This is a genomic window from Streptomyces sp. ADI95-16, from assembly GCF_003721495.1.
Classification (GTDB): Bacteria; Actinomycetota; Actinomycetes; order Streptomycetales; family Streptomycetaceae; genus Streptomyces; species Streptomyces goshikiensis.
Window position 1 is genome coordinate 1,212,274 of record NZ_CP033581.1, and the last position, 18,283, is coordinate 1,230,556.

Here is an 18,283-nt window from a genome sequence, read left to right on the forward strand (position 1 = left end):
CCGGCGGTCAGTGCATCTGGGCGATCTGGATCAGGTTGCCGCAGGTGTCGTCCAGGACGGCCGTGGTGACCGGGCCCATCGCGGCCGGCTCCTGGACGAAGCGCACGCCGAGCCGCGACAGCCGCTGGAACTCGGCCTGGACGTCGTCGACGGCGAAGGAGGTCCAGGGGATCCCGTCGGCGACGAGTGCCTCCTTGAAGGGGCCGACGGCGCGGTGCCCGCTGGGCTCCAGGAGCAGTTCGGTGCCGTCCGGCTGCTCCGGGGAGACCACGGTCAGCCAGGACACGTCGCCGCCCATGGGGACGTCGGTCTTCTTCCGGAAGCCCAGCACCTCGGTGTAGAAGCGCAGGGCCTTGGCCTGGTCGTCGACGAAGACGCTCGCGATGTTGATCTTCATGCCGGCGATTGTCCCGCACGGCGCACCCGCGCGAGGACGAGGACGGTGTCATCGGTCGCCGTGTCGGGCAGCAGGTTCCCCAGGATGCGGTCGGCGGCCTCCTCCAGCGAGTCCACGTTCCCGCGCAACTGCGCGCGCAGCGCCTCCATGCCCGTGTCGATGTCCTGGCCGCGCGTCTCGATGAGGCCGTCGGTGTACAGGGCCAGGGTGGCCCCCTCGGGCAGCTCGGCCTCCGTGGTCAGAAACGGTACGCCGCCCACCCCGAGCGGGACGCCCAGCATGTCGCCGACGGTCTCCACCGTTCCGTCGGCGTGGCGCACGAGGAGCGGGGGGTGGCCGGCGTTGGCGATGGTCGCGCGGCCGGTGTACGGGTCGTAGCGGACGTACAGGCAGGTGGCCCAGTCGATGCCGGCCTCCTGGGCGCAGGCGTCGAGCTCTTCGAGCAGCGCGCCGGGCTCCCCGGTGTGCCGCGCGAGGGTCTTCGCGGTGATCCGGAGCCGGCCCATGGCCGCGGCGGCGGGGACGCCGTGGCCCATCACGTCGCCGACGACGAGGGCGACGCGGTCGCCGGGGAGGTTGATCGCGTCGTACCAGTCGCCGCCGACCTCGGTGACGTGGCTGCCGGGCAGGTAGCGGTGGGCGATGTCCACGTACGGGCCGGCCGCCGGGGCGCTGGGGAGCAGGGCCCGCTGGAGGGTGAGGGCGATGTCCTGGACGCGGCTGTAGAGGCGGGCGTTGTCCAGGCACAGGGCGGCGCGGGAGGCCAGTTCGCCCGCAAGGCTGAGGTCCTCGTCGGCGAAGGCGGGGCGGGCGGCGGAGCGGCCGAACATGGTGACGCCCTGGACGGTGCCGCGCGCGACGAGCGGGGCGATGACGATGCCGGCCAGGCCGCTGTCCCTGAGCAGCCGGGCACGCTCGTCGTGCACGACGGTCCGGGACACGAAGTCCTCATTCACCGGGACGCACAGGGGGCGCCCGGTGCGCAGCATCTCGTGGATGCTGGAGTCCGGCGGGTACGTGACGGTGTCGAGGCCGGACACCAGCTCGACGGCGGCGTCGCCGAGGGTGGTGCCGGCCGCGATCCGGCGGGTGATCAGGGGGAGCGCCGGGTCGAACACCTCGGGCTCGGCCATCCACTGCACGAGTTCCACGACGGCCGCGTCGCAGAAGTCCGGCATCGCGGCCTCGACCAGCTCGCGCGCGGTGACGCGGACGTCGAGGGTGGTGCCGATGCGGGCCGAGGCCCGGTCGAGCAGGGCGAGGCGCTGCCGGGCGGCCGTCGCCTCCAGGATGGCCTGCTCGCGGTCGGTGACATCGACCAGCAGGCCGCCCACCCCGCGACGGGTGTCGCCGGCGCCGGTCAGCGGGAAGAAGCTCACCGACCGCACCTGGTCGCGGTCGGGGTGTCCCGGGGTGCGCAGTCCCACGAGCGTGCTGACGACCGGCCGGCCCTCCTCGGCGACGGCGCGCAGCATGCGCTGGTACTCGCCGCCGTCGGAGGTGATCATGATGTCCTGCATCCGGCGGCCGAGGTGGTCGGCGAGGGGGACCCCGTCCATGTCGGCCAGTACCTGGTTCAGGTGGACGTACCGCAGCTCCTCGTCGAGCATGACCAGGCCGATGGGGCAGGTCTCGAAGAGCGCGTCGAGGAAGGACAGGTTGGTCTTCACCCGGTCGAGCTCGTCGGAGCGGCTCGCCAGGCCCATGACGACGCCGCCGCCGTCGGGTCCGATGACGGGGAAGACGCGGAAACCGCAGTCGAAGACGGAGCCGTCGCGGTGCAGGGCGGGCAGGCGTACCCGCCAGTAGCCGAGGGTCCGGGCGCGCTCGTTGAGGTGCTCGGCGGACGCGGGGGCGCCGGGGGCCGGGCCGGGGAAGAGGGCGGCCGCGGGCCGGGACAGCACCGAGCGGGCCTCGTGGCCGAAGAGGCTCTGCGCGCCGGGGCCCCAGTACGCGACCCGGTTGTCCTCGTCGATGCCGAAGACGGCCACGGAGACGTGTTCGAGCAGGGATCCCGGCTCGGAACGGATCGGGCCGGGATCCCGGTCGTCCGACGGCCGGTCCGGTGGCATCCGAGCCCCCTTCCGCGCGCGGCCCACGCCCTCAATTCTGCCCGTCGTCCCGGAGAGCGGCTCTCCGCCCGCGCGGGAACGACACCCGGAATTGGCACGGTAACAGCCGGTGACCCGCCAAGAGCGGCTTCGATGGTGTTTTCGGATGGCATCACGGGAATGACCGTTGTGCGACATGGGCAGATCAACAGGGTGATCTCGCAATTCCTCACACGGTTCCGGCGCACCGCCGCGGCACCCGTTTTCACCGCCGATTTCGGCTCGACGTCCCAGTGGGTCGCCGGGCGCTCGTGGGCCTATCCCAACGGTGGCCCGGTCAATCCGGGCGACAACAAACTCGACCACCTCGTCTCGGACCCCTCGTACAGCCGTAGCGGCGTCTTCCGCGCCACGCGCCGGCCTGACGGCAACTGGAACGCCGGACTGCTGACCACGGAGGGCAGCTCCGAGGGCTTCATGGTCCGCGCGAACGACACCCTGGAGGCCCGGGTCAAGCTGCCGCAAGCGGTCGGCGCCTGGCCCGCGATCTGGACCTGGCGGGACGGCGGCCAGGAGGTGGACGTCTTCGAGTACCACCCCGACAACCCCGACCTGCTGGAGCTCTCCAACCACGTGCGGCAGAGCGGTTCCTACTACCGGGATCCGGCCGTCGCACCCGGCGCCTGGATCGACCTCAAGATCAAGTTCGGTTCGGACTCGGTCGTCTGGTACGTGGGCGGCAAGCAGGTCTTCGCGGACCGGCGCGGGGTGGGCCGCCGCTGGCGCGCGTACCTCATCGTCAACCTGTCGATCTGCGCCGGGCGTTACCACCCTCCCCCGGCCCCGGGCGTCTCGGAGATCTCGTACGAGGTGTCCGGGCTGCGCGTCTACCGCCCCTGAGGAGAACCCGGGCGGGGGCGGGGTCCTCGGCCCCCGCCCCCGCCCGGGCCGCCTACGAGACCAGTGCGACGGCCTCCGGTTCGGCCGCGGCCAGCGCCACCCTCAACCGCCGTGCCTGCGTGACCAGTTGCGAGGAGCCGGCGCGCGAGGCGACCGCCGCCAGGCCCTCGGGGGCGGGCCCGCCCGCCCCGGACCGCTCCACGCAGTCCGCCGCCACGGCCAGCAGCTCCCCGGCGCCCCGCGCCACTCGGGCGCCGGCCGCCAGCAGCGCCGGCAGCGCCCCGTCGAGCACCGCCCAGGTGGTGGCGTACGCCCCGGTTGCGGCGATCGTACGGGCCGCGTCCGCAAGCCGGTTGGGCTTGACCGTGCCCAGCCGCAGCAGCTCGGCGACGTCCTGCCCGAGCAGCGCCGTGTCCAGCTCGCCCCGGGCCGCGAGCACCAGCAGGGCGTCCACGGCCGCCAGCCGGTCCTCGGCATGCCGGGCGCCCAGCCCCGTGGCCACCGCCAGATGGACGGCCGGGCCCGCCGGGCCGCCGAGTTCGGCCAGCCGCGACAGCCGCGCGCCCGCGCCCCGCCCGTCCAGGGCGGCACAGACCGTCACCTCGGGCAGCAGCCAGGCCGCCTGCGTCTCCCGGTCCTCGGGCAGCACCGCTCCGTACCCGGCGTCGTCGGGGACCCAGTAGCAGCGGTGGCCGTTGCCCGTGCGCGGCCGGCCGAGCCCGTGGAAGGACTGCGGGAACTCGCTCTGGAGCACGGGCCGTTCGGCGGTCTCGATCACGATGCGCCGCATCGTCTCCCAGTCCCGGTCCCACCAGTGGCCGCGCTGGACCGGTTCCGGCTCCCTGACCCGGCGCAGCAGCTCGGGCGGCTCTCCGGCCGTGGTGAGCCAGGCCGCGAGCCGCTCGCCCTCCCGGGTGCCGAGGGCCCGCGCGGCCTCGGCGGCGGCCGGGTCGCGCCGGACCCGCAGCAGCGCCTGGGCGAAGTCCACCGGGGCCGGCGGGGCGCCGAGGCGCCCGTACGCGGCGAGCCGCTCGACGAGTTCCCGCGGCTCCAGCGAGCCCGTGTCCCAGGTGGGCGTGGCGAGCAGGAACGGCAGCGTGCCGCTCACCGCGTGGTACGCCGCCTCCCGCAGCCGGTCGGCGACCACCGCGCCCAGCATGCTGTGCACGCAGTTCTGGTGGTAGCCGGCGCTCTGGGAGACGCTCCCGGGCCTCAGGTCGTACGCGCGTACGCAGCCCAGTACCGCCGCCGCGACCAGCTCCAGCCCGTGGATCCGGTCGGCTTCGGCCTGCCGGTCGCCCGTCGCCCACCACCGGTCGGCCAGCGCCGGGCGCAGCGCCGTGGCCAGGGCAGTCCGGTCGTGGTGGGCGTGGCGGACCAGGCCGTCGAGGGCCGACTCGAACTCGGCGACCGTGGGGGTGGCGGAGCGGGACAGGGCCGCCACCAGTTCGACGGTCTCGGCGAGCGTCCGCGCCTGGTCCGGCATACGGCGGCGCACCGGCGCGGGCGGCAGGATCTCCTCGTACGGCGGCTCGTCGGCGAAGTCGGCGCCGCCCTCGGCACCGAGGAGTTCGACGGCCGCCCGCCGGTGGACCGGGCTCAGCAGCTCGGCCTGGAAGCCGAGTTCCGTACGCAGCTCCTCGTCGCCGGGCCGCAGGTGCTTGCCGATGAGCCCCAGGGCGCGCTCCTGTAGCGCGGTGTCCTCGTGCCCGAACGCTCCGGCGACGGCCGGGAGCAGTACGTGCCGGGCCTCCCGGTCGCGGCGCAGGGCCTTGCCCAGCAGCACCAGCTGGGCGCGTACGAGCTTCTTCTCCGGGCGGAACAGCACCCCGGCCGACATCTCCGCGAGCCGCTCGGCGGGGAGCTCGCCCGCCTCGGACAGCGCGGCGAGCACCTGCTGGGCGTGCCCGGCGAGCACGGACGGCGCGTCGGCGGTCATGGCGATCCAGTCGGCGGTGTGCTCCCGCAGCTCCGCCGGGGTGAGGTCGAGGCGCTGGAGGAGCACCTGGTAGAATTTCAGCCCGCCCGGGCGCCCGCCGCGCAGCAGCCGCGCCACACAGCCGTCGACCAGGACCCGGCGCTCGACGATCCCCTCCCGCGCGAGCGCGGTCAGCGCGGACGGCCAGTGGTCGGGGGCCTGCGGATCGACGTACCAGTTCAGGGTGGCGGCGGGTTCGGCCGTCTGGAACAGCAGCGGCACCATCTCCCCGGCCCGGGGATCCTCGCGCAGCGCCGCCGAGAGCCGGTGGTGCGAGGAGCGCGGGTAGCCGCCGAAGGCCATGTCCTCGGCCCAGGCGTGCACGAACCCGTCGGTGGTGGGGACGGGGCAGTCCGCGAGCCTGATCAGTTCCCGGATCAGCGGGTAGTTGTCCTCGACGGTGACGGCGCGGGCGGCGAGGCGGCGGGCGACGTCGCCCAGCCAGGCGGGCTCGCGGTCGCCGAGCACGGCGAGCAGGCCGGCCCACCGGGAGCTGCCGCGGGCCGCGCCCCCCTCGGCCAGGTCGCGCGAGCCGATCCAGGCGGCCGCGGCGGCGGCGCCCGTGTGGCAGCCGGCGCCCGCGACGAGCAGGGCGGAGGCGACCCCGCCGTGTTCGCGGCGGCGGACCCAGTCCCAGTCGCGGACCTCCTTGCGCAGGGCGGTGAGTTCGGGGAGCAGGGCGCGGCGCTCGGGCAGGGTGAGCCGCTTGACCAGGAGGGGGAGCAGGCTGGTGCGGCCCGCGCGGACCGCGTCGAGGATCTGGTTCATCGGGTGGCTCCGGAAACGTGTGCGGCGGGCGCGGGGGTGGTGGGCGCGGGGGTGGCGCGCCGCGCCATGCGGACGGCGAGGGCGTGCTTGCAGGGGCCGCGCCGGCCCCGGTAGTCGGCCCACCACTGGCAGGTGCAGCTCAGGACGCCGCCCGGCGCCTCGCGGACCTGGTAGTGGCGGTCCCCGGACACCACGGTGGAGGTGTCCCCGGTCCCGGGGAGGACCGCCCCGGCCGCCAGCAGCGCGCGGGCGGCGACCAGCCGCGGGTTGTGCCGCTCGGCCCGGGCGCCGTCGTACGGCAGCTCGCGGTGGAAGTACGCCGCGTCGGCGACGTCGTAGCCGACGCGGCCCGCCGTGCCGAGGCGGGCCAGCGCGGCGCGCACCCGGGTCACGCTCAGTCCGGACTGCTCGGCGAGGTCCGCGGTGTCGATACGGGGTTCCCAGGCGAGCAGCACCGAGACCAGCTCGGCGTCCCCGGCGGCCTCGTCGGTGGCGAGCGCCTCCAGGACGCCGCCCTCGCCGGAGAAGCCCCGGGCGGGCTCCGGGGAGAGGGTGAGGGTGAGCCGCATGCCGGGCATGGTGACCTCCCAGGCGGAGGCGGTGGGCGCGCCGTCGTGCGCGGCGGGGCCGTACACGCGCAGGCCGGTGGCGTGCCGCAGGACCCGCTGGAGCGCGGCGAGCCGGTCGGGGCCGGGCAGGCAGACGGCGCCGGGGACCGGCCGGGTGGTGGGCCGCAGGGTGCGGCCGGCGGGGACGACCCACATCGGGCCGCGGGCGCCGCCGGCGCCCGGGGCGGTGCGCGGGAGGGCGCGCAGGAACCGTACGGCCTCGGCGGCGGTGAGCTCGGCGCGCAGGTCGAAGCCGACCGATATCACCTGGGACTCGGCGAAGCCGCGCAGCCAGCGGTCGGGCAGCGGCACCTTCTTCTCCACGACCGGGCCGTCCAGGGTGGTGACGGCCAGCTCGTCGGGGCCGACCCGCAGGTGCAGCGGGTCGTCTCCGGCGAGCCGGGAAAGCGCCTCGCGCAGCGGGTTGTTGACATCGACGTTGGTGGTTCCGTGGCCGGTGTCGGCCCCGTCGAGGCCGCCTTGGAGCACGTCGAGGCGGGCGTACACGCCGCAGCATCCGGAGAAGGACTCGAACCGCAGCCGGTCGCCGTTGCCGGTGACCACCGGGTCCAGCGAGGCCCGCAGGGTGCGCTGGTGGTAGCGGGTGGCGGCGACGTCGGCGACGGCCAGCAGCCCCCGGGCGGCGGCCTGGGGCGAGGTCAGGAACCCGGCGAAGAACCGGGGATGGGCCTCGGCCCCGACCGGGGTGAGCCCCCCGGCGGTCTCCAGCCCGAGGAGCCGGCCACCCGCGTCGGAGGTGAGGGTGGAAGAGCGCGCGTAGGCGAGTGCCTGAACGGATCGGGTCATGGACGGAACGCTAGGTCCAGGCACTGACAACGGCCGTTGGGGCGCCGTCTCCTGATCCCGCGGTCACTGCGCGCTGAGGCGGCCGCTGAGCCAGACCAGCGAGGGCGGGATCTCCCGGTTCCAGGTGTTGAAGTTGTGCCCGCCGCTGCCCAGGGTGATCGACGAGACGCGCGCCGGCGCCTTCACCTTCTTGATGAACTCCTGCGTGGGACCGTAGTTCCCCTCCCCTTGCAGGGAGGTGGTGACGAGGAAGGAGGAGTTGCCCTGCGGCAGGTGGTCCAGGCTCCACAGCAGGTCGGACCGCCGCTCCTCCTTGGTGTTCCCGTGGAAGAGGTCGCCGGACTTCGAGTCGATGTCCGGCTTGTAGTCCGCCGACAGGCCCACGCCGGCCGAGTAGCTCTCCGGGTGCTGGAGCGCGACCTTCAGCGCGCAGTAGCCGCCCGTGGAGTCGCCCATGACGGCCCAGTTCCGGGGCGAGGTGCCGACCCGGTAGGCACCGGAGATCGCCTGTGGGAGGTCGGTGCCGAAGAAGGTCTCCGTCTGCGGGCCGCCGTCCGGTATGTCCACGCACTGGGTGTTGCGCGGCGGCGCGACGGTGGGGCGCATCATCACCAGGATCATCGGCTGCGACTTCTTCTCCTTGGCCAGCGTCCACGCCGTCTTCGGGTACCGCAGTCCCTCCAGCAGGTTCTCGGCGGTGCCGGGGAAGCCGGTGAGCACGATGACGGCGGGGAACTTCCGCTTCTCGTTGCCCTTCTGGAAGTACTCCGGGGGCAGGTACACGTAGGCCGGGGTCGCGATCTTGGACTTCTGGCCCTGGATCATGACCTTCTGGATGTCACCGCCCAGCCGGCGCGTCCCGCCGCCGGGGTAGTCCGGCTTCACCCGGCCGATGACCTCCACGGCCGAGCCGCCGGCCACGTCCGCGCGGTCGGCCGCCGTCGCCTTCTCCCGTCCCGCGAGTTCCGTCCAGGATCCGTAGATCAGGAAGCTCCGGTTCGCGGCGAGTCCGACCGAGGACAGCACCAGCGCCTGGACGACGACCACCAGCCCCACCCGGCCCAGCACCCGCCTCCACCCCCGCCGCGCGAGCCGTGGCCACAGCCAGACCGCGGCCGTGAACACGATCGCGGTGGCGAGGAGGAAGACGGCCAGGAGCGTGGTGCTTGTCAGACTCACGGATCAGGAGGGCTCTCTGCGAAACGGCGGCCCGGGCCCCGCGGGCCCGGTGGCACCCTCTGCGGGTGCGCGTCAGGCTAGAGCGCGGCGCGGGCGGATCCGTTCCATGATCGGACGCTTCGGCCGGTCAATCCCTTTGCCCGGCCGGATTTCACCCTGCCAGACTCGGCCGCATGACCACCGCATCGCGTGAAACCCCCCTCATCGTCCGCGAGATGACCGTGTCGGACGTCGACGCCGTCTCGGCCCTGCGGATCGCCGGCTGGCGGTACGCCTACGCCGGGCTGCTGCCGCGGTCCTACCTGGACGGGCTCGACGTCGCCGCCGACGCCGCCGAGCGGCGCGAGCGGTTCGCCGCGCCCGCCCCCGGCGTGACGCAGCTGGTCGCCGAGACCGCCGACGGGGCGGTCGCCGGCTGGGCCTGCTTCGGGCCCGCCCGGGACGAGGACCTGCCGCCGGGCGAGGGCGAGTTGTACGCCCTCTACGCCCGTCCCGACCTCATCGGCAGCGGCGTGGGCCGGGCGCTGATGGACCAGGTGCTCGGCCTGTCCCCGTACCCGGGGATGCGGCTGTGGGTGGTGGAGGGCAACGACCGCGCCCGCCGTTTCTACGAGCGCGCCGGCTTCGGCCCGGACGGCGGCACCTGCGCCGACCCCGTGGCGGACGTCCCCGTCCCGGAGGTCCGCTACCACCGCCCCCGCCCGTAGACCCGGCGGCCCGCCGCCGGGCCGTAGCCGGGCCGTAGCCGGGCCGCCGCTACTGCGCGGCCGCCGGGGTCGCGTCGAGCTCCCAGGCGTGGCGCTTGAACTCGCGGACGAAGTCGGCGTGGTCCTCCCACTGCCGGGCGATGCCGCGCAGTACGTCCCAGTGGTGCTCCACCGACTGGTCGATGACGCGGCGCACCGCGGGCTCGGCCGTCTCGCGCTTCTCGATGAGGCCCTTGACCGCCGACGCCTCCAGCACCGCGTTGCGCAGCGCGCGCAGGGCGCGGGAGGTGTCGTCCATGGCGAAGCCGTTGTCGCTGCCGGTCTCCGCGGCGAACAGCGGGGTGAGCCGCGCCTCGATGAACGAGGTGATCCGCTCGAAGTGCTGTACGTCCATCGGGGGCTCCATCTCCTGCCGCGCGATCGTCCGGCCCGGCATCTCAGGTGTCTTCTCGCCCGTTTCCGGGGCGTGCCGGCCTCGCGCCGGCAGGGGTACGGCGCAATTATCCGGTAGCGGCGACCGGTGATCGGTTACCCGTCGGCCCCGCCGCCCACCGGCCGCCCTGACTGACATATCCGTCAGGGATGGTGGCTTCGGGCCGGCGGGCTGATGCTGGAGTCATGGGCGCTGATCCTGACGGCGGCAACCACGGCGGCCGCGCCGGCCTGACGGGCCCGCGCGGCCCGCTCGACCAGCGCGGCCCGCTCGACCCGCGCGGCCCGCACTGGCTGCACCGGCTGCGCGGTCCGGGCCCGAAGGCCCTGGCGGCGCGCCGCGCGGTGCGGACCACCCTCGCGGCCTGCGCCGGGTTCTACCTGTGCCTGTACGGGCTGGACGACTCGGTCGCGGCGACGTACGCCCTCTTCGGGGCGGTGTCGATGGCCGCGCTGTCCCACATCCCCGGTACCGGACCCCAGCGGGCGGCCGTGCTGGTGTGGACGCTGCCGGTCGCCTGGGTGCTGGTGACGGCCGGGACGTACCTGGCCGTACGGACCTGGAGCGCCGTCCTCGGGGTGCTGGTCATCGGCTTCGCGGTGGCCTTCGTCGCGGCGGCCGGCCCGAAGGCCGCGGGCGCCTCCCCCGGGCTGCAACTGCTGTACATCCTGCCGTGCTTCCCGCCGTACCTCCCGGACACCCTGGGTTCCCGGCTGGCGGGCGCGACCCTCGGCATCGTGCTGCTGATCCTCGCCGAGGTGTTCCTGCTGCCCGAACGCCGCGACACCTCGTACGCGCGGCTGGTGGCCCGGGCTTCCACGACCGCCGCCCGCTGCGCGGACGAGCTGAGCCGGCCCCCGTACGCCCTGTCCCCGGCCGCGACGGAGGCCGCCAGGGCGGCGGGCGAGTCGCTGCGGCCCTCCCTCGTCGCGGAGGCGGAGCGGCCCTCCGGGCCGGGCCTGCGGGAGCGGGCGCTCGCGCACGCCGGTCTCGCCGCCCGCACCCTGCTGGCCCGGCTGGCGCGGCTGACCCCGCCCGCGGGCCCCCGGCCCCCGCAGGGCCCGCTCGACCTGCTGGCCGCGGCGGGCCGGGCCGTCGCCGAGACCTCGGCCAAGCTGAGCGGTACCGCGCAGGAGGGGCGGGCCGTCGGCACCGAGGCCGCCGACGCCCTGCGGCAGGCCCGCAGGGAGGCCACGGCGCAGGACCCGCCGCTCTCCACCTCCGCCGTACTGCGCCGCAGGGCGGCGCTGCTGGAGGTGGCGGACGTCACCGCAGCCCTGGCGACCGCCGCCGATCTGGCCCTGCGGGGCCGCGCGGCGGCGCCCTCCATGGACGAACCCGGCCGCTTCTGGTACGCCCGCAAGCGCGCCCCGCAGCTGTGGTGGCACCGGCTGGCCGGGCATGCCGGGCCCCGCTCCGTGTACTTCCAGAACGCCGTCCGGATCGGCCTCGCGCTGGCGGCCGCCCGTACGGTGGCGGGCCTGGACTCCCTCCCGCACGGGTTCTGGGCCATGCTGGCCGCCCTCACGCTCACCCGGACCACGGTCGCCCAGACCAAGGCGAGCGTGCGCCAGGCCCTGACCGGCACCCTGATCGGAGCCCTGGTGGCCGGAGTCGTCCTCGCCACGGTCGCCGGCCACACCACCGTCTACGCCGTCGCGCTGCCCGTCGTGATGCTGGTCGCGTTCAGCGTGGGGCCGGTCCGGGGCGTGGGATGGGCGCAGGGCATGTTCACCGTGGTGGTATCCCTCGTCTTCGCGCAGCTCGCCCCCCCGAACTGGCGGCTGGCCGAGGTCCGGATCCTGGACGTGGTGATCGGCAGCATGATCGGCGTGGTGTTCGGGCTGCTGGCCTGGCCGCGCGGGGCGCAGCGGGAGCTGCGCCGGTCCGCCTCCGTCCTGTTGCGCACGGCGGCGAAGACGGTCGAGGACACGACGGCCGCCGTGTCGGCGGCCCGGCCGGCGGACGCCCCGGACGACGAGCCGCTCCAGCACGCGCTGATCATGGCGGAGTCGGCCTTCGCGCAGTACCAGAGCGAGCCGCGCGAGCACGACGGACCCGTCGCGGACTGGCAGGCGGTCCTGATGACGGGCCATCACGTGCTGTGGGGCTCGCGGCGGCTGCTCGCCCGCTCGGGCCCCGCCTTCGATCCGGAGGCCGCCGCCTGGGCGGACACCCACGCGACCGGGGTCGCCGACGGCCTGCGGCGGGCGCCCGCGCCCCCCGGAGCCGAACCGGCCCCCGGAGCCCCTTACGGGCCGGCCGCGCCGGAGCTCGGGCCGCCGCTGTTCTTCGCCGCCGCCATCTGGCTGGACGCGCTGACGGCCGACCTGACGCGAATGGCCGCCGTGGACCGCGTGACCTCGGGGAGCGCCGGTCGTTGAACACGGCGGTCAAGCGAAGTGCGCGAAGCCCCGGGCCCGGTGGTCCCGGGGCTTCGTCGTCTGCCCGGCCGCCCCCGGCCACCCCGCAGCCGCCCCCCCGCCGGCCCGCTGCCGCCCCCGTACCGCCCATCCCGCCTCCCTGCCGGCGGCGTTGTCAGTGGCCCTCGCTAGTCTCCCCGCATACCGCAGCTCAGGGGCGTTGTCGTCGCCTCGGTGAGGGCTGCGCGGAAGCGGATTCGCAACAGGCGGAGGGGCACGGCTGATGGCTTGGCTGGCGGCGGGTGAGGGGTACGAGATCGCCCTCGTGGACGGGCGCGTGGTGGCACGCGGCGCCACGGGGCGGCAGTTGAAGGCGTTGCCCAAGGCATTGCGCGACCACCCCGAGGTGGACCGGCTGCGGCAGCTCGCCGAGTGGCTGGACCGGCACGCGGCCGCCTGCGTCGCGCAGGTGGACGGCTGGATGGTGTCCTCCCTGCCGGTGCCGACCGCGCTGCTCGCCCGGGTGTGGCGGGACGAGGCCTGGCAAGAGGCCCTGCGCGACATGGCCGTCGTCGGCGACGACCCGGACGAGGTGGGCTTCCTGCGGGACGCCACCGACGCCGGCGAGCTGAAGGTGGTCAACCTGGACGGCGAGACCGTACGGCTCTCCCCGCGCACGGTGACCCTGCCGCACCCGGTGCTGCTGCCCGACCTGGACGACGTACGGGACTTCGCGGCCGAGCTCGGCATCACCCAGCGGGTCGAGCAGATCCACCGGGCGACCTGGGAGCGCCCGGCGGTGCTCCCGGCGAACACCAACGAGGTACGGGACTACGCGGGCGGGGCGTTCCCCAACCGTTTCAGCCTCGCCGCGCGGGCCACCGGGCTCGGCTACCGGGTCTCCGGCGGCTACGCCACCACCACCGTCCGCGACGGAGGCCGCACCACGGAGGCGTCGGTGTGGATCGGCGAGCCGTACTACGACGACGAGCAGACGACCGGCGGCCTGAGCTGGCACGGCGAGGACGGCCGGGCGGTGCGGCTGACCCAGGTCGGGCCGGTGGCCTGGTCCGAGGGGATGCGGATGGCCGCGGCGTTGTACGCCGGGCGCACGATCGAAGAGGGCGGGAACGCGTGAACACCACGACCGAGAACACCAAGGGCCGGGCCGTCAGCGAGGCCGAACTGCTGCTCAAGGCGGGCGCGGTGCTCCCGACGGGCACCCCGGACGCGGGCCCCGGGGCCGTCGACCTGACCGCGCGGTCCTACCGGCACCCGGCCCTCGACGGGGACCGCGTCGTCGTCCGGCTCGCCGCCGCCGAACTCGGCGCGGCCGAGGACCTCGCCGCCGGTTTCCTGGGCCTCGTGCCCGAGGACGCCGAGCCGCCCGTGGTCGGCCTCGGGCAGCGCCAGGCCCTCGGGTTCCCCGAGTGGGTGCTGGTGCACCACCCCAAGGACGGGCACCACGCGCTCGCCCTCGTCCCCGAACTCGACCGGGCCGCCCGGCAGGCCAAGACCAAGCCGAAGGCCGCGCTCGACGCCTGCCTGGAGATGGCCGAACGGCTCGCCGCCTCCGTCCCGCACTTCCTGCCCGTCTTCTACGAGCAGGCCGCGCGGGTCTTCCTCGGCGTCGAGAACACCACGTACGCCGGACAGCTGTTCAGCCGCGCCCGCAAGGCCGAGGCGCAGCACGGGCTGACCATCGACGAGGAGCGTCTGGACGCCGCGTTCCTGGAGTTCGCGCTGGCCGGCGCCCTCCCGGTGAAGGTGCTCACCGGGTACGGCAAGGAGCTGACGGCGCGGGTGTCCCCCGCCGAGGCGTTCGAGCGCTTCCGCCGACTGTGCGTGCGCCGCACCGCGGGCGGGCTGGCGCCCTCCGCGCAGGTCGCCGTCGAGCTGCGCCGCCTGGCCAGGGCCGCCGGGCTGACGGGCACCGAGCCCGAGCAGGACTACCTCGCCGAGCTGTTGCCGCTGCCCGCGACGATGCGCGCCGCGCAGGGCTGGTGGACGGCGCACCGCGGCGCCCTGATCGAGCTGGCCCGCCGGGTCCCGTCCGTACGGGGCACCCTGCTCGGGCTGACCCCGCCCGGCGGCGGGAACGGCGACCTCACCGGCATGTGGCTGGACGTCCTGGAGGAGTCCGGCGCGACCGCCGGGCTGGCCGGCGAGGAGGTGCCCGCCGAGGAACGCTCCCCCGACGGCACCGCGGGCTGGCTGGAGCGTTTCCACAAGGCCCGCCACACCGGCTGGGGCCCGCGCCCCACACCGCCGTTCCTGCTCGACCTCGTCGGGCGCTGCGCCGGGCGGCTGCGCGCCGAACTGGCCCGGCCCGGCCGGGAGGAGGGCCTGCGGGTGGGCGTGGGGGACGTCGATCTGCTGGACCTGCTGCTCTCGCTGGAGATCCCGGTCGTCGCTCCCGACCCCAAGGGCAACGCCCAGCTGAACCTGAGCGACTGGAGCCGCGCCGGGCAGCGCCGCGATCTGGTCGCCCTCGGCGCCGACGAGCGCTTCCACCCCGCCTTCCGCACGGCCTTGAACGGGCTGAGCGAAGCCGGCGAGGACATAGTCCGCCAGGTCGCCGCCGCGCCCGGCGGGCGCCCGCTGCTGACCGAATGGGTGCGCGGGGTCGCCCGGTCCTCGCGGGCCGCGGGGCTGCCCGGGGTGCCCGACGCGATCAGGCGGCTGACCTGGCTGCCGTACGAGGCGCTGGAACTGGCCCCGCGGGAGGTGGCCGAGGCGGCCGCCACCGACCTGGGCGAAACCCTGGCGCGCACCCTGCGCGGTGGCCTCCTGGAGGAACTGGCCTGGCCCGCCTGGGAGAGCGCGGTCGCCGAGATGCGGCCCGGCCAGGGGACTCAGGGCCTGACCGTCGTGGAGGCGTGGCCGTACCTGATCGTCGCGGGCCAGACCCAGGTCCGTGTCCTCGACGCCGACGGGACCGTCCTCACGCACGATCTGCGCGCCCCGGTCGGCACCTCGTACCGGTACGGCTTCCACTACGTCGACGGGGCGCTGCTCGTCTACTGGTCGTCCTGGAGCGCCCCCACCACGGAGGGCTACTGGCACACCGCGCCCGACGAGGTCTTCACCCTGGAGACCAACGGCCAGAGCCGCTGGGACCTGCGCTCCGAGCACATCAGCCTGCCGCTGCCGGGCGGCGGCCGGGCCACCGGCGCCGGCGTCCTGCACGCGGGCGACACCGCGCTGCCCGCCGAGCGGGCGATGCTGTCGGACGGCACCTCGTACTGGGTGTGGGAGGGGTGGGACCGCAACCGGGCCGAGAACCCCGAGCCCGGCTGGCGCGAGTACGACCCCACCGCCCCCGCCGGCGCCCGCCACGGCCGCCGGTCCCTGCCCGGTGTCCTCTCCGACGCGCTGCGCGGACACCCGGACGGCTCGGAGCTCGCCCTGGCCTCCTGCCGGCTGCGGCCCGCGCCGACCGTGCCGGGCTCGGTGCTGGGCACGCCCGTCGACGGCCTGCTCGGCTGGCGGCCCGTCCACGTCCGCGACCGGGGGTGGCACGCCTGCGACACCTCCGGGCGCACGGTCGTCGTGCCCGACGGCCACCAGATGCCCGTCGCCGCCGTCGTGTTCCCCGGAGACGAGCGCCCGCGCGCCGTCACCGAGCGCTGGCGCGAACTGTGCCTGACCGACCCCGACGGCGTGATCACCGTCAGCTCGCGCGACACCCACCGGTCCGCCGGGTTCACCACCGGCAGCGTGGACCTGCCGCCCCTGGACTACTGGTACGCGCTGCGCCCGCGCGACCCCGAGGCCTCGCTGGTGCTGCGCGCGGCCGACCGGGAGACCGTCGGAGCGCTGCTCAAGGCCGCGGTCGGGGTCCGCAAGGCCGACGAGCTGCCGGACCTGGTGAGCGCCGCGCTGCCGGGGGTCACCGACCCGAAGATGATCGGCGGCGTGGTCGAGGTGCTGCGGTTCGCGGTCAGCCAGCAGAACTCCCTCGACGGGGTCGCGGCCCGCCTGCGCCCCGGCGCCGCGGCCGCCGAAGAGACCGTGCGGGGACCCGCCGACCGGCTGCTCGGCGACGCCCTCAACGGCCTGACCGGCACCGGGTACTACCGCTACGGCGGCGACAACGACACCGCGCACCGGTTCCTGCGCGAGATCGCCGCCGCCCGCTCCCTGACGGACGCGCCCGAGGTGCCCGGCCGGCTGCACTTCGAGGTGCCGGTACTTCCGTACAGCTCGCTGCCGTTCACCGCGCTGCTGGACCATCCCGCCGCCCTCGCCTACCGGGCCTTCGCCGTCGGTACCTCAGAGGAGGAGCGGGGGGCGCTCGTCACCCTGCTCCAGCTGGTGGACGAACTCGGCCTGGACTCCGCCGAGGGCTGCGCCGCGCACTGGCGCCGGGTCCGGATCCACCTCGGCCAGAGCCACCTGAGCACCCCCGACGGCCTCGCCCGGAGCGTGCCGCACCGGGCCGTGCTCCCGCTCGGCGGCGGCGCGGTCCTCGCCCTGACCGAGGACGACACCTCCGTGCCGGACGGCCACCAGTTCGGGGCGCTGCTGTACGACCCCACCGGCCGCCTCGGCGTCCCCGGCCCGTACACCGCGCTCGGTGACGCCCCGCTCGGCGACCGGGAGCGCGGCCCGGGCTGGCTGTCCGCCTTCCTCGACGAGGCCGCCGGCCGGGGCGCGGCGCCCTTCGTCGCGGAGGCCGCCGAGGAGTTCTCCCGGCTCACCGGGGTCTCCGGTGTGATGGCCAGGCTGATCGTCGCGGGGCTGCCCCGCGTCGACAGCTGGGAGAACAACTTCCTGCCCGCGGAGGAGCGCAAGGTGCTCGGCGTCAAGGCGACCGAGGCGGGCCACGCCCGCGACGAGCTCAAGGCGCTCCCCTGCGGGGTCCGGCAGGCCGTGGTCGCGGCGCTGCTGCCCGCCGATCCGGCGCGGCTGTGGAGCGAGGGGCCGGACGTGGCCGCCGCCGCGGCGGTGTGGAACCGGCGGGTGGGCCGTCGTACGCCGGTACCGGACTGGCTGACGACCGAGGCCGCCCGCGTCGTGCGGCACGGGTGGGCCGCGCGGCGCGGACTGGCCGCGCTGCTCGACCCGGCGGCCGCGCCGGAACTCTCCGCCGACGTGGCCTGGAAGGTCGTCGGCGACCACGTGGAGCCGGCCGTACCGGCCGAACAGCCCTTCAACTCGGCCGTCCTGACCGGGTCGCTGAGGCTGGCCGCCTGGCTCGCCCACCGGCTGCCCGCCGGTGACGGGCTGCGCGCGGAGCTGCCGCCGGTGCTCACCGCCCTGCGGCAGCGGCTCGCGGCGCCCGGACTGCTGCTGAGCCTCGACCACTACGCCGACCTCGGCTCCTTCCGCACGGCGGCCGGGAACCCGACCGAGACCGGCGAGGGCTACGAGCGGTACGGCGCGGTCGTGCTGCCCACGCACGACCACCGGCCCAAGCCCGCGCTGGTGCCGACGCTGCTGGACTCCACCGGCTCCGACCCGTACCTGCCGCTGCTGCGCGGGGACGAGCAGCTGCCCGGCGCCGTCGAGACGGCGCTGCGGGCCGTGCGTGAACCGGCGTTCGCCCGGCTGCTCGCCGACCCGGGCGCCCCGGCGGCGGGCGGGACCGACGCGGACGGCACCTGGTGGCCGCAGGACCCGGGCCGCTCCGTACCGGGGCTGGTGGCGGAGGTGGGCGAGGCGTACGGGCTGGACGCCGACGCCGCGGTGCTGTACCTGACGCTGCTCGCGATGCCCGACCCCACCGACCGGAACGTCGCGCGGTGGACGGGCTGGAAGCCGGCCCGCCTCAAGGCGGCCCGCGCCGCACTGGCCGCCACCGAGCTGGTGGTGGAGGCCAGCCGCAGCCGGGCCGGACGCTCGCTGTTCCTGCCGGGCGGGTGGGCCGAGACGGCCGCGCCGACGCTGCCGGTGGAGGTGTGGAAGCTCCCGCTCTACGGGCTGGCCTCCGGCGAGTACCCGACGCTGGGCGTGCTGGTGCCGACCGAGCCGGTCGCGGAGCTGTACGAGCGGGCCTGGCGGCGGGTGCGGGAGGGCGACGCGCCGCGGTTCGAGGAGCTCAAGGTCAAGCGCACCCGCACCCGACGGCGCTGACACCGGGCGCCCCT

11 protein-coding genes are annotated in these 18,283 nt (G+C 75.5%); 5 read left to right on the forward strand and 6 right to left on the reverse strand.

Going from position 1 to position 18,283, the window contains the following annotated elements; all coding sequences use genetic code 11:
• Window positions 1–7 precede the first annotated feature (7 nt).
• Window positions 8–397 (reverse strand): VOC family protein, encoded by a 390-nt coding sequence (locus tag EES41_RS04905; protein ID WP_123075973.1) that lies wholly within the window; start codon window positions 395–397, stop codon window positions 8–10.
• Window positions 394–2,469 (reverse strand): SpoIIE family protein phosphatase, encoded by a 2,076-nt coding sequence (locus EES41_RS04910; RefSeq protein WP_123075975.1) that lies wholly within the window; start codon window positions 2,467–2,469, stop codon window positions 394–396. The genes EES41_RS04905 and EES41_RS04910 overlap by 4 nt, the downstream gene beginning before the upstream one ends.
• A gap of 159 nt (window positions 2,470–2,628) precedes the next feature.
• On the opposite strand from EES41_RS04910, the gene EES41_RS04915 reads away from it, so the two are divergent.
• Complete coding sequence (locus tag EES41_RS04915) at window positions 2,629–3,348, forward strand: family 16 glycosylhydrolase (protein WP_254211313.1); 720 nt, start codon at window positions 2,629–2,631, stop codon at window positions 3,346–3,348.
• A 52-nt stretch (window positions 3,349–3,400) separates the two neighbouring features.
• Here the strand turns inward: EES41_RS04915 and EES41_RS04920 are convergent, their stop codons facing one another.
• From EES41_RS04920 to EES41_RS04930, 3 genes are all read right to left on the reverse strand, one after another.
• Window positions 3,401–6,094, reverse strand: coding sequence for a DUF6493 family protein (locus EES41_RS04920; protein WP_123075977.1), 2,694 nt, complete (start codon window positions 6,092–6,094; stop codon window positions 3,401–3,403).
• Window positions 6,091–7,509, reverse strand: a complete 1,419-nt coding sequence (locus EES41_RS04925; RefSeq protein ID WP_123075979.1) for an SWIM zinc finger family protein — start codon at window positions 7,507–7,509, stop codon at window positions 6,091–6,093. The genes EES41_RS04920 and EES41_RS04925 overlap by 4 nt, the downstream gene beginning before the upstream one ends.
• A gap of 63 nt (window positions 7,510–7,572) precedes the next feature.
• Complete coding sequence (locus EES41_RS04930; protein WP_123075981.1) at window positions 7,573–8,688, reverse strand: esterase family protein; 1,116 nt, start codon at window positions 8,686–8,688, stop codon at window positions 7,573–7,575.
• A gap of 173 nt (window positions 8,689–8,861) precedes the next feature.
• Here EES41_RS04930 and EES41_RS04935 point away from each other — a divergent pair, with 173 nt between their 5' ends.
• On the forward strand, window positions 8,862–9,395 hold the full coding sequence (locus EES41_RS04935) for a GNAT family N-acetyltransferase (protein WP_250570310.1): 534 nt from the start codon (window positions 8,862–8,864) through the stop codon (window positions 9,393–9,395).
• A 49-nt stretch (window positions 9,396–9,444) separates the two neighbouring features.
• Here the strand turns inward: EES41_RS04935 and EES41_RS04940 are convergent, their stop codons facing one another.
• Window positions 9,445–9,789, reverse strand: a complete 345-nt coding sequence (locus EES41_RS04940; protein ID WP_123082266.1) for a hypothetical protein — start codon at window positions 9,787–9,789, stop codon at window positions 9,445–9,447.
• A gap of 224 nt (window positions 9,790–10,013) precedes the next feature.
• Here EES41_RS04940 and EES41_RS04945 point away from each other — a divergent pair, with 224 nt between their 5' ends.
• From EES41_RS04945 to EES41_RS04955, 3 genes are all read left to right on the forward strand, one after another.
• Window positions 10,014–12,212 carry an FUSC family protein gene (locus EES41_RS04945; protein WP_123075983.1) on the forward strand — a complete coding sequence of 733 codons (2,199 nt, stop codon included), beginning with the start codon at window positions 10,014–10,016 and terminating at the stop codon, window positions 12,210–12,212.
• Window positions 12,213–12,474: 262 nt separating this feature from the next.
• Window positions 12,475–13,329, forward strand: a complete 855-nt coding sequence (locus EES41_RS04950) for a DUF4132 domain-containing protein (protein WP_123075985.1) — start codon at window positions 12,475–12,477, stop codon at window positions 13,327–13,329.
• On the forward strand, window positions 13,326–18,269 hold the full coding sequence (locus tag EES41_RS04955; protein WP_123075987.1) for a DNA-binding protein: 4,944 nt from the start codon (window positions 13,326–13,328) through the stop codon (window positions 18,267–18,269). The genes EES41_RS04950 and EES41_RS04955 overlap by 4 nt, the downstream gene beginning before the upstream one ends.
• Window positions 18,270–18,283: the final 14 nt, after the last annotated feature.

Bases quoted from the DNA above. Each gene is read 5' to 3' on its own strand.
- EES41_RS04905 (WP_123075973.1), bottom strand. From the start codon at position 397: ATGAAGATCAACATCGCGAGCGTCTTCGTCGACGACCAGGCCAAGGCC.
- EES41_RS04910 (WP_123075975.1), bottom strand. From the start codon at position 2,469: ATGCCACCGGACCGGCCGTCGGACGACCGGGATCCCGGCCCGATCCGT.
- EES41_RS04915 (WP_254211313.1), top strand. From the start codon at position 2,629: ATGACCGTTGTGCGACATGGGCAGATCAACAGGGTGATCTCGCAATTC.
- EES41_RS04920 (WP_123075977.1), bottom strand. From the start codon at position 6,094: ATGAACCAGATCCTCGACGCGGTCCGCGCGGGCCGCACCAGCCTGCTC.
- EES41_RS04925 (WP_123075979.1), bottom strand. From the start codon at position 7,509: ATGACCCGATCCGTTCAGGCACTCGCCTACGCGCGCTCTTCCACCCTC.
- EES41_RS04935 (WP_250570310.1), top strand. From the start codon at position 8,862: ATGACCACCGCATCGCGTGAAACCCCCCTCATCGTCCGCGAGATGACC.
- EES41_RS04940 (WP_123082266.1), bottom strand. From the start codon at position 9,789: ATGGACGTACAGCACTTCGAGCGGATCACCTCGTTCATCGAGGCGCGG.
- EES41_RS04945 (WP_123075983.1), top strand. From the start codon at position 10,014: ATGGGCGCTGATCCTGACGGCGGCAACCACGGCGGCCGCGCCGGCCTG.
- EES41_RS04950 (WP_123075985.1), top strand. From the start codon at position 12,475: ATGGCTTGGCTGGCGGCGGGTGAGGGGTACGAGATCGCCCTCGTGGAC.